This is a genomic window from Paenibacillus sp. S02 (assembly GCF_019454065.1).
GTDB classification, from domain to species: domain Bacteria; phylum Bacillota; class Bacilli; order Paenibacillales; family Paenibacillaceae; genus Paenibacillus; species Paenibacillus polymyxa_B.
In genome coordinates this window covers 39330-52405 of the sequence record NZ_CP073682.1, presented here as the reverse complement: position 1 = coordinate 52405, position 13076 = coordinate 39330, and the positions used below count along the sequence as shown (strand labels likewise).

Here is a 13076-nt window from a genome sequence, read left to right as displayed (position 1 = left end):
ATACTACCTCCTTCCAAACCATCTTTTCGCTGTGTTTTTCAGTCTGATACCCAGCTTCACAAGCAACTCTGGAGTCTTCCAGCGCGCTTTAAGCGGACCGATCAGCCATAGGATCGGCTTCCAAACCGGCATCAGGATGTATATCAGCATCCTTCCCAGGAACACAATAAGTGCCCATGTCCATCCGACCAGCTTGCGTAACAGCCGATACAGCGCTAACACCGGAAGAACAATCAGGATGCGCAGTATGCTGTTCACGATCAACGTCAGTCTGCGAACTATCTCTAATAACATTACCACAAAACGTTGGGTTGTAACACTAAAGGCCCAAAAATAGAGCCAAACCCCCAAAAGTAGTCCTAAAAAGACATAAAACCGCAGCTCACCGCGATTGCTCGCGTATAGCACACGGAAAATAAACAAAGCCGAGGCCACCCAGTACAGCACGTCCAACATATGAACGCTCCAGCGGGCAAAATGAAAGCGGATGGACAGCACCCGGTAGCTGTCAAACACCACTCCCATGGCTATGCCCGACAACAGCATCCACGTCAACGTCAGCCATTGCGTGTAAGGGTTCATTTGAAGATCTTGCCGAATAGGCTTTTTCCGTTTTTGGCCGGGGCCCCGGGCTCCAGGTAGACGAGGGAAGTAATCAGACCTTCAATGGACAACAGCCCCTCTTCTAGACTGAGGTTTTTGATATGTAAATGTTGTCCGCGAATGGTGAGATGGCCCAGCTCGGTCTGAAGCAAAAATTCTTCACTGTCAAAGCTCTCCACATTGCTGACGCCTGAAATATCGAGCTGCTTGCGGCTTTGCATGCGCAGATCATGGTGCTTGGACTTCCCTTGTTCAATCATGGCATGTACCCCTCCTTCTGTTCTTAGCTTATGAAGGGGGCCGTATGATTTAGAACCGCTTTTGCTGTTAATCAGCATATGATGGACGAAACCTCGTCATCTAAAGAAAAAAAGCACTCCTTCATAAAATAATGAAGGAATGCTTTCATGTACAGTTATGAGAAAATCAGATGTCTGCTTACCAGTTCAAACCATTATCCCTGGCAATAGGCTCTTCCTTTACCAAAGTGTACATACTTGCAGCCTCGTCCTTGCGTGTAGTGTCGGCGAGCCGTTCCACTCGCACGGTCACCAGCTTCTGGCCAAACTGGACGGTAATTTCATCGCCTACTTTGACCGCACTGCTCGGCTTGGCTTCGCGTCCGTTCACCAGCACTCTCCCTTGTTCGGAGACGTCCTTGGCAACCGTACGCCGCTTAATCAGCCGCGAGACTTTCAAGAATTTATCAAGACGCATTAGTTAACGGCTTCTTTAAGCTTATTACCGGCTTTAAAAGCAGGAACGGTCGATTCTGGAATTTCAATCGTGTTGCCGGTTTGTGGATTGCGGCCTGTACGGCTGGAACGCTTGCGTGTTTCGAAAGTACCAAAGCCGATCAGTTGCACTTTGTCGCCGCTAGCGAGTGCATCTGTAATTTCACCAAGAACGCCATTCAATACAGCTTCAACGTCACGTTTGCTCAAACCGCTTTTGCTGGAAATATTGTTGATCAGATCTGTCTTGTTCATAAGATAAAAGCCTCCCAAATGTCAAAAAATAATCATCACGCTGCATGTCCATTTATGGAGCAGACGTGAGGTCCAACTGTGGCCGAAGCCCTCCTGAATGTCACTGTAACACGCTTAACTATAAGCTACAGTTATTTTCAGAATTACTACAAGTTATTCTGGCTTGTCCGTAAAAATCCTGCAATGACAGGCGTTTTTTTATTCGACCCCAGTTAAGCCAACATCCTACTACAAAACTCTGCCCATTGGCAAGTCTTCTCAAACTGGGCCTTCTTTCAACCCTGCATATGTCTCATTTTACTAGTCTGTGCAGCCAAAAGCGAATATGTGGAATCATGCTTTGCCAAGGAGCTTTTTCGCTTCCTGCCAGTAAGTCTCCATCTCATCTACGCTGCTGTCTTCGGGACGACGTCCTTGCTCGCGTAATTTCTGCTCAATATACTGGAAACGGTCGACAAATTTGCGATTGGTAGCGGACAATGCCTCTTCCGGATCTACTCCCATGAACCGGGCTGCATTCACTGCAACAAATAACACATCGCCTAACTCCAGCAACTGGGCTTCCACGGCATGCCCTTCACGAACCGCTTCCTTCAGCTCAGCCACTTCTTCGTCCAATTTATCGAATACGCCCTCAATGCTATCCCAGTTAAAGCCTACTTTAGCTGCTTTCTTCTGGAGCTTGTACGATTTCATAAGAGCAGGCAGATCACGCGGAACCCCATCCAGTACGGAAGTGTCTGCTGCCGTCGTGCCTTTAAGCCGTTTTTCCTCAACCTTCATCTGCTCCCAGTTTTGTAGTGCCTCTTCCGCATCATTCGCTTGATTGTCACCGAACACATGTGGATGACGGAAAATAAGCTTATCATTCAGCCCCTGGATTACATCATACACATTGAAGGTTCCGACTTCCTCTTCCATTTGGGCATGCAGCAAAATTTGCAACAACAGATCGCCCAGCTCTTCCTTCATATGCTCAGGGTCGTCCTCATCTATCGTTTCGATGACTTCATACGTTTCTTCGATCAGATTTTTGCGGATCGACTGATGTGTCTGTTCACGATCCCATGGACAGCCTTCCGGGCTGCGTAAAATATCGACAATCTCGTGTAAACGGTCAAAAGAACGCCGTTTCAGCGCCTCATCTTCACTGCGAGGTATGTATACCAAGGATAGGTTCCCGTAGCCCTCTACTCGATCCAGCTCGTACAGCGGCACCTTGTGCACCGCTTCCTCACCTTCCACCCCAAGAGCGTGACCGACGTACACCTCATAATCGTCAGGATACCGCTCCATCAGGCACAGCTTCACATCAGAAGCCGTGAAGGTGTCATACACCTGTCCGATCAGCGTATGCAGCTGAGGCTGGAGCCAGCTGGCATCCAGTGTACCTGCGTCCAACAGCTGGAAACCCTCGATCGGATCAAAACCAAGACGCACAAAAGCTTCATCCAAGAAACTTTCGCCACCTAGAATGTTGAGTTCAATCCCTTGCGCAGGACAACGCTCCTTAAGCAACTGCACCGCTGCTTCTGCCACCATCGGGTGACCGGGAACCGCATAGACGATTTCGCTTCCGTCTGCCGCCTTAGCAGCCATCGTAATCAATTGGCTGGTAATTTCCTCGTATACCTCTGGAAAAGACTCCTTTGTCTCATATACCTCGTCAAACGACTCAAAAGCCACTTCAAACTCATTCAGCACTTGAACCGCAGGATGCTCCTTGGTCCGCAGATACAGCGCTGAAGCGCCCCGCATTTTGTTCAATATCCCTATCGTAAGCTGATCCGGATCCCCCGAACCCAAACCTACGACCGTTAATGTTACGCTCATATCCAATCCTCCGTTTCGCAGAAACAAGGTTCATGCTCGAAAAAATATACGGCCTAATCCCGCTTCCGCTTCCTTTGCTTTGGGATTTACTATACCACAAAGTTGTATAGGCTCATAAAATGGCTGTGCCACTTTCGCGCCCTAAGCCCTATGCCTGGGCTAAGCCAGTACACGCAGCCTGCGCAGCACGGCTGCCAGCGGGCGTCCGAGCTTGGGCACCGCCACAAGCTCGGCTTCCGTGATCAGCCTCAAGCGTGCGAGGCCGATCACGAACACAACGGCGCCTGCGGCTACGCCCAGCAGGCTCTCCGCGGCTGCCGTGGCGCGACCTCCGGCAGCCCATCCCAAGGCACCCAGCACAGCGCTGGTGCCCCACATCGCCGCCCCGGCCGCACCAGCCAGGGCGATAAGCAGTGCCGCCGGCTTGAGCACGCTGGCGGACCAGCTCCCACGCAGGCCTACCAAGCGAGCCAGCAGCACGATGTTGATCACCGCCGCCAGTAGATAGGCGACAGCCCCCGCAATGGCGGCTCCAGCCGTGCCTAGCTGCGGCACGAGCAGCCAGTTTAGCAGCGCCTTGGCTACTGCGGCCGCGAGCATCGCCAGAGCCGGCGCGCGAACCGCGCCAAGCCCTTGCAGCAGCGCAGCCGAGATGATGCTGAGCGTACCGCCTACGGCGGTTAGCGCCATCCAGCGCATGACCTCGCTGCCGGTGTCGTCCGCATACAGCATCACATTGACGGGCACAGCCAGCACGATCAGGCCTGTGGCAGCGGCTAGTCCCAGCAACCAAAACCAGCGCAGCGATTGCTCGCACTGGCGACGTGCCAGCTCCGTACCGCCGGTCACCCGCGCCTCAGCCAGCGATGGGATGAATAATGCCGACAGTGTAGTGGCAAACATCATGACTAGCTGTACCAGCGGCAGACCTCGGTTATACACGCCAAAGGCCACCATAACCGCAGTATCGTCCAAACCCTCCTGCTTTAACAAGCGAGGTACGGTAAATGTGTCTACCAGGCTAATTAACGGAACAGCTAGCGCTCCAAGGCAAACAGGCAAGGCATAACGCAGCAGCGCCTTTAGCAAGGCACCGTTGCTTTCCGCTGGGTGTAGCTCTCCAGTTTGTGCTTGCACTGTCGCCATGACCATCCCTTGCCTTCTAAGCCTCTTCCTGTGATTTCGCCAATATAGCAACATGACGACCAAGCCCGCTGCTCCACCTACTGCTGAACCAAACACTGCTCCGGCGGCAATCATATCCGCCCCCGCTCCTTGTGACAGCATGATCAGCAACAGCATAATCATCACGCTTACCCGTATCGCCTGCTCCGTCACTTGGGAAACAGCAGTCGGAAGCATATTTTGTAAACCTTGAAAATATCCTCTCAGTCCCGCCATAACCGGCACGAACAAAAAGGCAAACGCCGCCGCCCTCACCGACGGAATGACGTGAGCATTGTCGATCCATTGACCAATGAGCGGCGCACACGTATACATCAGCACGCCCAAGATTAATCCAAAGACACCCAAGACAAGCGAAGATAGCCGAGCAACACGTTGCCCCGCTGCCCGGTTTCCCACTGCCTCAAACTCAGCTACAAATTTGGATATTGCAGCCGGAAATCCAGCAGCTGCAATGGTAATGAACAGCGTATAAAAAGGATAAACCGTATTATAAATGCCAAACACGCCGTCGCCGCCGATATTCTGCAGCGGGATTTTTTGCACTGTGCCGATCAGCTTGCTCGCTACTGCTGCCAGTGTCAAAATGACAGCACCTCGTAGCAGCCGCGAAGCGGCGCGATTTTCCTGCATTCTCCGTCTCCACTCCCACCTGAAATATGCATCTTTCACGAGTCCTATTATACCGCCTCTTCTCCCGGAAAGAAAAAAAACCCTGTACAACGCAGGACGGCTTTCGCCATTCTGTACGTCATACAGGGGTGAAACGGGATGTTACTGTTCCATTTGTTTGCCCAGGAAGCCAGCGGCTGTTTCAGCCATTTTGATCTCCATTTCGGACATTTTTACATTTTCGTCCTTGTTCAACAATACAACGGAACCAATGGGATCACCACCGGAAACAATGGGAGCCGCCACAAAGGACGAGAGTGTTTCTTCGTGGTCTCGCGTTAGCTCATAGGAGCCGCTGGCTGTCTCCAGCACAGTTTTGCGATTATCCATACTACCTTCGATAATGCTACCGATTGGCTTGTCCAGAAACTCTTTTTTAGAGCCTCCAGCCACCGTAATAATGGTGTCCCGATCGGTAATCATTGTAATATGGCCCGTGCTTTCAAACAGGGACTCAGCATATTCTTTGGCGAAATCACCAAGTTCACCAATAGGTGAATACTTTTTCAAAATGACTTCTCCGTCACGATCCACAAAAATCTCAAGCGGATCTCCTTCACGAATTCTCAAGGTGCGGCGAATTTCCTTTGGAATAACTACCCGCCCAAGGTCATCAATACGGCGAACTATACCAGTAGCTTTCATTTCACATGTTGCCCCACTTTCTCAAGAAGAATTTAGTAAACTACTGACGGTATCGAAAGACGCTTCCACTCCCCCAGAAGCGGTCACGAAGAACGTCACGGTCATGGTGTTTATGGTGATATCTGACCATAGTATTCATCTGTTCCCAATTCCTTATGCATGTTCAGTTATTTACCTTCGTTTGTAGCTCCATCTTTGGCTGTTCCTGCGTTGGTATCGCCCGTACCGTTTGTTGTTGCGCCCGGTGTAGTTGTGCTACCGGCACCGGAAGTTGCACCGCTTTTCTCTTGCGTAGCTGGTACCTTCGGCAGATTGATTTTCAAATCAAGCTTCGTCAAATCATTTTCGGTAAAGTTTTGGATACTTTCCCCGGCCAATTTATTTTTCAGGGCAGCCTTTTCGTTGTCTTTCAATTTATCAAACGTTGGCTCATTGCGGGACTCCACTTTGATCACGTGATATCCGTATTCCGTTTCCACCGGCTCCCCGATTTTGTTAATCGGTTGAGTCTCAGCGGCCTCTTTAAAGGCAGGTACCCATTGCGCTACGGATGCATTCTCATACAGACCTCCGTTAGACGCAGAACCTGGGTCTTCTGAATACTTCTTGGCAATCGTCGCAAAATCCGCTCCTCCGTCCAGCTTCGCCTTCACTTCTTTAGCCAGCTTGAGGGTATCCTCTTTTTTGCGCTGTTTCTTCGTTTTAGGATCTTCGAAGTTAATCAATACATGACGCACGGTTGCTGTTGTGAATTGATCTTTATTTTTCTCAAATTCCTGTTTTAGCTGATCATCTGTTACTTTGTTGGTTTCGCTGTTGATTACCGTCATTACACGCGTGAAGTAATCTTTCACACCTTGTTCGGTCAGTTTTTTATCACTCAGAAATGTCTTGAACTTATCTTCTCCGACTGACTTTTTATACTGCTCCAGCTGTTCGTTCCCTTCTTTGGCACCCTGCTCCTTGGCTTTGTCGTCCGCTTTGGCCGCCAGAAGCTTGTACACCACTTCCTGCTTTACAATTTGCTCTCGTACCTGATCCGAAGCTAACGCAGCCTCATATTCCGGGTAAAGGAATTTCATCATGCTGATTTCTTGATTGAACTCATTTTCGGTAATGGTTCCACCCTTATAGGTCACGACAACCTTGCTGTTGTCCTTCGGTTCATCCTTGACCTTGTTCTCATCCGCTTGCTTCGTACATGCTGCCAGCACGGATATAGCTAGCAGCGCTGCCATTCCCAAGGAGAGCATTCTCCAAGGTTTTCTTTTATTTAGTTGTGGCATTTTGCAGTTCCTCCTTCAATGTGAATGCTTCTTTCAATGCACTCAAAAATTGTTCCAGTAGTTCTAGCAACTGTGGATCATTTAGACCTTTGCCCTTTATGCGTGCGCTCATAGAAGTGCCCTGTTCAAATTGTACACGTCTTTCAAAGCGATTGCCAATCTCGGCAAGTTTAGCAGTCTGTACCGCCTGCTGGCGCCCTTCATGGAATTTCAACACTATATTTTCATCCCGTTGCACTATGGACTCGATGCCATACATGCGTCCATATACCTTGAGACGAGCCACGGCTAGCAAATGAAGCACAGCCTCTGGCAGATCGCCAAATCGGTCGACCAGTTCATCTTCCAGTTCGGAAGCCTCGTCAAAGGTGCTGACCGCTGCAACCTTTTTATAAATCTCAATCTTCTGGATGCTGTCATAAATATAGTCTCCCGGCAGGTAAGCATCGACGCCTAAATCAATCGACGTACTCCAATTCCGATTGGACTGATCCTCTTCTCCAAGTACGCTGACTTTACGTTTATTAATTTCCTCAGCCAGCATCTGCGAGTAAAGATCAAAACCGACGGATGCGATGAATCCATGCTGTTCAGCGCCAAGCAAGTTACCCGCTCCGCGGATGGACAAATCGCGCATTGCAATCTTGAAGCCGGAGCCCAGCTCCGTAAATTCTTTAATCGACTGAAGGCGCTTCTCCGCCACTTCCGTGAGCACCTTATCCCGCTGGTACGTGAAATAAGCATAGGCAATCCGATTGGAACGACCTACACGCCCACGCAGCTGATAAAGCTGAGATAGCCCCATTTTATCGGCATCATGCACAATGAGTGTGTTCACATTTGGAATATCCACACCGGTTTCGATAATGCTCGTGCTGACCAGTACATCATATTCGCCATCCAGGAAATCCAAAATAGTTTTCTCCAGTTCGGTTTCGGACATCTGTCCGTGACCCACGCCCACCTTGGCCTCTGGTACGAGCGCATTGATCTCTGCAGCCATCTCCTGAATGCCCTGCACGCGATTATACAGATAGTACACCTGCCCTCCGCGTGCCATCTCGCGTTCAATGGCCTCACGAACTAGAGTCTGGCTGTGTTCAACCACATAGGTTTGCACTGGAAAACGGTTTTCCGGTGGCGTCTCAATGACTGACAAGTCACGTACACCCAGCATGGACATATGCAACGTACGCGGAATAGGTGTTGCCGTTAACGTCAGCACATCTACGTTCGTTTTCAGCTTCTTCAGCTTTTCCTTGTGGGTTACACCAAACCGCTGTTCTTCATCGACAATCAGCATTCCCAAGTCCTTAAATACCAGATCCTGCGACAACAGACGATGGGTACCAATGACAATATCGACCGTGCCTTGCCGGACCCCTTTAATCGTCTCATTCTGCTCTTTGCGCGAGCGGAAACGGCTCAATACCTGAATATTGAACGGATACCCTGAAAAACGTTCACGGAACGTCTCATAGTGTTGTTGTGCCAAAATTGTCGTCGGTACCAGCACCGCTACTTGTTTGCCTTCAATAGCAGACTTAAAAGCAGCACGAATAGCAACTTCAGTTTTGCCGTAACCTACATCACCGCATAGCAAACGATCCATCGGGCGACTCTGCTCCATGTCCTTCTTAATCTCTTCAATGGCCCGAATCTGGTCACGTGTCTCATCATAGGGGAACATGTCCTCAAACTCTTGTTGCTCCGGTGAATCCTTTTCAAAAGCAAACCCTGGTGCCGACTGTCGTTCTGCATATAGCTTGATCAAGTCATCCGCAATATCCTGAACCGAGCTGCGCACCTTACTTTTAACCCGTGTCCACTCATTGCCACCCAGTTTATAAATCTTGGGTTCCTTGTCCTCTGAGCCGACATACTTCTGAATCAGATCAATTTGTTCAATCGGCACAGACAGCTTATCTCCACCCGCGTAGAGAATATGCATGTAATCCTTATGGATACCGCCAACCTCCAGCGTGCCGATTCCCATGTACTTCCCGATCCCGTGATTTTGGTGTACGACATAGTCGCCCACCTTCAGCTCGCTATAGCTCTTAATCCGTTCTGCATTGTCCACATGCCGGCCCTGCTTACGTGCTTTCCGCTGCTTCTGGGAAAACATTTCACCCTCGGTAATGACTGCCAGATGAATAGAGGGCATTTCAAAACCGCTTTGCAGATTGCCGATAGCCATCGTCGGCTCATCAATACCATAATCTTCAAGCACTCGGCGCATCCGATCCAGACGTTCATCTCCACTCGCCAGCATCATAACCTGTGTGCCCGCTTTGCGCCAACGATCCATCTCCGCCTTGAGCACATTCATTTGGCCATGGAAATCCTGCATGCCTCGGCAGATGAAGTTCAAAATATTTTGCGGCTGGGTATGAGGAACCTGACGGAGGAAAATCGACAGGAACAACGTCTGAAATCTCCGGTTGTACAGCAGATTGTCCGCGTCATCTGACAGTTCTAGCTGCGGTAACGTTTTACCGTTTTGAAGCAAATGCAGATTCCATTCCGACTCATCCCGTTCCAGTTGCTTGGCTGTTTCCAGCATACGCGCCGGTTCATCAATAATCAGAATCGTATCTTCCGGCATATAGTCTGCTAGGGTTTTACGTTCAGGATACAGCAGGGAAATATATTTATAGATTTCGTCAAAATACACATGCTCTCGCAGCAACTCAATTTCACGATGGATCTCTTCTTTCAGATGCTGCTTAGCTTGACGATCCGTCATTTTGCCCAGCTGCTCCTCCAACAAAATAGCAGCGGCATCCGCCGCCTGGTCCATACGCTGGTTATTCGCAATAACTTCCTTACACGGTGTTACGGTAACGTCCTGGACCTTTTCCACCGAACGCTGATCTTGCGGATCAAACTTACGGATCGAATCAATTTCATCGTCAAACAGCTCCACACGATAGCCCCAACGGGTTGTCATTGGATAAAAATCAATAATTCCCCCGCGTACGCTCATCTCTCCACGTGATTCCACACGCTCTACACGCTGGTATCCCATCTCGACCATATGTAGCAAAAACGCTTCCAGCTGAATCGTTTCGCCTTCTTTCAGCTCAATACGAGCCTCACGCCATGTTTCCGGGATTGGCAGTAAACGTCGGACACCAGAAAACGGCACGACAACAATCCCACGAAAACCCTGGGCGCAGCGTATCAATACATCAATTCGTTGGGACAATGTCTCTGGACTGGATATTGCTGCTTCAGCAGCTACCAGTTCATTAGCAGGATACAATAAAACCTGATCAGGAGAAAGCGCTTCCTGTAAGTCATCTGCTATTTTTTGAGCGGCAAACATATTGTGCGTCATGACCATTAACGGTCGTCCGGTATCTTCGGCAAGCGCGGCCATCAGTACCTGTCGGGAAGAGCCTGATAAACCTGATATCAGTTGTTCCTTCATCCCTGATGATATGCCTGCTGCAATGGATGCATAATCAGCATCCTTCGTAAAAGCCTGAATAAGTGCTTGTAACAAAAAAGGCACCCCTTTATGCTTATAAATAGTTACATGTAAACCGAAAAAGAAGCCTCAGCAATGCTGCCAAGGCTCCATAAGCGGAATTGCCGCTTCACCTCTCAAGCTGGTACATCCTACCAGTTGAATACCTGTTATTGGAGCGGATTAACGAGCAGACTCAGCTCTGGATTATTCTCCAATGCCTGACTGCAATGCTCGCAAATGACTTTGACGGTCACTTCACCACCCGAATTATACGCTATTATATCTCTACGTTCGGCAGGGGTCAAGGAATGGAAGCCCAACCTTTCTTCGGTTATTGCTGCGGAATCAATTCGTCCCAAGAAAGTTCGACAATGTCTGCATACATAATTAACAATCATGTAATGTATATGCCTCCTGAAAGTTTTCTATACCTTTCAGTATGTCCAACAATCTTCCATTTAAGCCCGTCTGCCTACGTCTGAACTTACTTGTTGAATTCAGCCATCGTCCGTTCAAACGGATGACTCAAGCTATGTTCTAAGGCGTTGCACGTGTCCTCAGTCATTCCGGCCAGTAATTCTTTTTCCTTCTTTGGAAAGGTACCCAGAACATAATCGACAATAGCATGTCCAGGCTCCGGGCGGGAAATACCCATACGTATCCGATTGAAGGACTGCGTGCCGGTATGCTGAATGATCGATTTAATGCCGTTATGACCGCCTGCGCTACCTTGATAACGCAATCTTATTTTACCGACTTCTGTATCCAGATCATCGTACACGACAACCAGGTCTTCCATATCGGCCTTATAGTAGTCCATATAAGCACGTAGAGACTCGCCTGATAGATTCATATAGGTCATTGGCTTAATCAGTACGGTTTTTACGCCACCAATGTGGCCCTCTCCAATCAACGCCTTGCATTTGCTTTGGTTAATCTGGATGTTATGACGTGAGGCAAGAGCATCCAATGCCATAAATCCGACATTATGTCTCGTTTTCTCGTATTGGGGACCGGGGTTGCCCAATCCTACAATCCACTTCATAACCTTGACACCCTCTTTCGCAGTCTGTATTTTTTGGTAAAATAGTTGTATTGAATAGGAAGGTGCGTGCCGGTATGCTCAATCAAGGTGAAATCCTCTTATATGACAGCCATTTTCTATATCATTTAAAACATTCCGTTCCTGTCCAGATATATGACGGGAATGTACATATTCAGATTGGCATCGTTGCGCGTTTTAATGAGCATTTCGTCGAAATAGAGGACACACTATACAATCGTCAACGCTTCACATTCATATCTCGCCCAGGCTTTTAGCCTGACATGCTGATAGGGGTTACCTTTTCCATATGGAAAAGGCAACCCCTTTTTTAATGAGCCAGCGCTTATTCGATTTCAAACAGTTTGCTGATCGACAATTCTTCATGCACACGGATGATAGCTTCTCCCATTAATGGAGCCACAGACAAAACCTTCAGCTTGCTTGTCGGATTCGGGTGAACGATCGGGATCGTATCCGTCACAACCACCTCTTTTAATGGCGAATTCTCCAGTCTTTCCATAGCAGGACCGGAAAGCACAGCATGTGTACAACACGCATACACATCTTTTACGCCGCCTTCTTTAAGCGCATTTGCACCTAATACAATCGTTCCGGCTGTATCAATGATATCATCAATTAAAATAGCCGTTTTACCCTCAATGTTCCCGATGATGTTCATCACTTCACTGACATTTGGCTCTGGACGACGCTTATCAATAATAGCAAGCGGCGCACTCAGGAAGTCCGCCAGCTTACGAGCACGAACAACCCCGCCATGATCGGGTGAAACGACAATCGGGTTCTCAATTTGCTTGGAACGGAAATATTGGGCCAGAATTGGCGCTCCCAGCATATGATCCACTGGAATATCAAAGAATCCCTGAATCTGCATCGCATGCAAATCCATGCTGATCACGCGGTGAGCTCCCGCTTTTTCAATCAAGTTAGCGACAAGTTTCGCTGTAATCGGATCGCGTGAACGAGCTTTACGATCCTGACGAGCGTAACCGTAATATGGCATAACGACATTGATACTTTTGGCAGAAGCGCGTTTAAGTGCATCAATCATAACCAATAACTCCATCAAGTTGTCGTTAACCGGCAGACAAGTTGACTGCACAATATACACATGGCAGCCGCGTACGCTTTCCGACAGCTTAACCTGGATTTCACCGTCACTAAACGATGTGGTATGGGATTCCCCCATTGGGATGCCGATGTAGTCCGCAATCTGGTGGGCTAACTTCGGATTGGAGTTACAAGTAAATATTTTGAGTTTGGAATCGCAATAAGTCATTAATAGAAACCCTCCGTGCTGGTTCATTCATTACAGATTCAAC

The 13076-nt window shown here is 48.9% G+C and carries 13 protein-coding genes; 1 reads left to right on the top strand and 12 read right to left on the bottom strand.

What is annotated here, in order from left to right; translation table 11 throughout:
* Positions 1–3 precede the first annotated feature (3 nt).
* The 11 genes from yabQ to pth all read right to left on the bottom strand — a co-directional run bounded on the left by yabQ (position 4) and on the right by pth (position 11736).
* Positions 4–582, bottom strand: a complete 579-nt coding sequence (yabQ, locus tag KAI36_RS00245; RefSeq protein WP_013308136.1) for a spore cortex biosynthesis protein YabQ — start codon at positions 580–582, stop codon at positions 4–6.
* Entirely contained in the window at positions 579–863 is a 285-nt protein-coding gene (gene yabP / locus KAI36_RS00240; RefSeq protein WP_025721693.1) for a sporulation protein YabP, read from the bottom strand. Before yabP ends, yabQ begins: the two co-directional genes overlap by 4 nt.
* Positions 864–1041: 178 nt before the next feature.
* On the bottom strand, positions 1042–1320 hold the full coding sequence (locus KAI36_RS00235) for an RNA-binding S4 domain-containing protein (RefSeq protein WP_016818913.1): 279 nt from the start codon (positions 1318–1320) through the stop codon (positions 1042–1044).
* Positions 1320–1592: an HU family DNA-binding protein gene (locus KAI36_RS00230; RefSeq protein ID WP_007428028.1), complete on the bottom strand. Its 273-nt coding sequence runs from the start codon at positions 1590–1592 to the stop codon at positions 1320–1322. Before KAI36_RS00230 ends, KAI36_RS00235 begins: the two co-directional genes overlap by 1 nt.
* Positions 1593–1925: 333 nt before the next feature.
* Positions 1926–3425: a bifunctional methyltransferase/pyrophosphohydrolase YabN gene (yabN, locus tag KAI36_RS00225; protein ID WP_220026529.1), complete on the bottom strand. Its 1500-nt coding sequence runs from the start codon at positions 3423–3425 to the stop codon at positions 1926–1928.
* 159 nt (positions 3426–3584) lie between these two features.
* Entirely contained in the window at positions 3585–5243 is a 1659-nt protein-coding gene (locus tag KAI36_RS00220; protein WP_220026528.1) for a putative polysaccharide biosynthesis protein, read from the bottom strand.
* 141 nt (positions 5244–5384) lie between these two features.
* On the bottom strand, positions 5385–5927 hold the full coding sequence (gene spoVT, locus KAI36_RS00215) for a stage V sporulation protein T (protein WP_023986438.1): 543 nt from the start codon (positions 5925–5927) through the stop codon (positions 5385–5387).
* Between the two features lie 167 nt (positions 5928–6094).
* Positions 6095–7213 (bottom strand): peptidylprolyl isomerase, encoded by a 1119-nt coding sequence (locus KAI36_RS00210; protein ID WP_165179752.1) that lies wholly within the window; start codon positions 7211–7213, stop codon positions 6095–6097.
* On the bottom strand, positions 7197–10724 hold the full coding sequence (gene mfd / locus KAI36_RS00205; protein WP_220026527.1) for a transcription-repair coupling factor: 3528 nt from the start codon (positions 10722–10724) through the stop codon (positions 7197–7199). The genes KAI36_RS00210 and mfd overlap by 17 nt, the downstream gene beginning before the upstream one ends.
* 134 nt (positions 10725–10858) lie before the next feature.
* The gene (fin, locus tag KAI36_RS00200; RefSeq protein WP_013308128.1) at positions 10859–11089 is read right to left on the bottom strand and encodes an anti-sigma-F factor Fin; all 231 of its coding nucleotides are present in this window, start codon (positions 11087–11089) and stop codon (positions 10859–10861) included.
* Between the two features lie 86 nt (positions 11090–11175).
* Positions 11176–11736 (bottom strand): aminoacyl-tRNA hydrolase, encoded by a 561-nt coding sequence (gene pth / locus KAI36_RS00195; RefSeq protein WP_220026526.1) that lies wholly within the window; start codon positions 11734–11736, stop codon positions 11176–11178.
* A 74-nt stretch (positions 11737–11810) separates the two neighbouring features.
* On the opposite strand from pth, the gene KAI36_RS27640 reads away from it, so the two are divergent.
* Positions 11811–12011, top strand: a complete 201-nt coding sequence (locus KAI36_RS27640; RefSeq protein ID WP_375162998.1) for a hypothetical protein — start codon at positions 11811–11813, stop codon at positions 12009–12011.
* 68 nt (positions 12012–12079) lie between these two features.
* On the opposite strand, the gene KAI36_RS00190 is transcribed toward KAI36_RS27640, so the two are convergent.
* Entirely contained in the window at positions 12080–13033 is a 954-nt protein-coding gene (locus KAI36_RS00190) for a ribose-phosphate diphosphokinase (protein WP_013308125.1), read from the bottom strand.
* Positions 13034–13076: the final 43 nt, after the last annotated feature.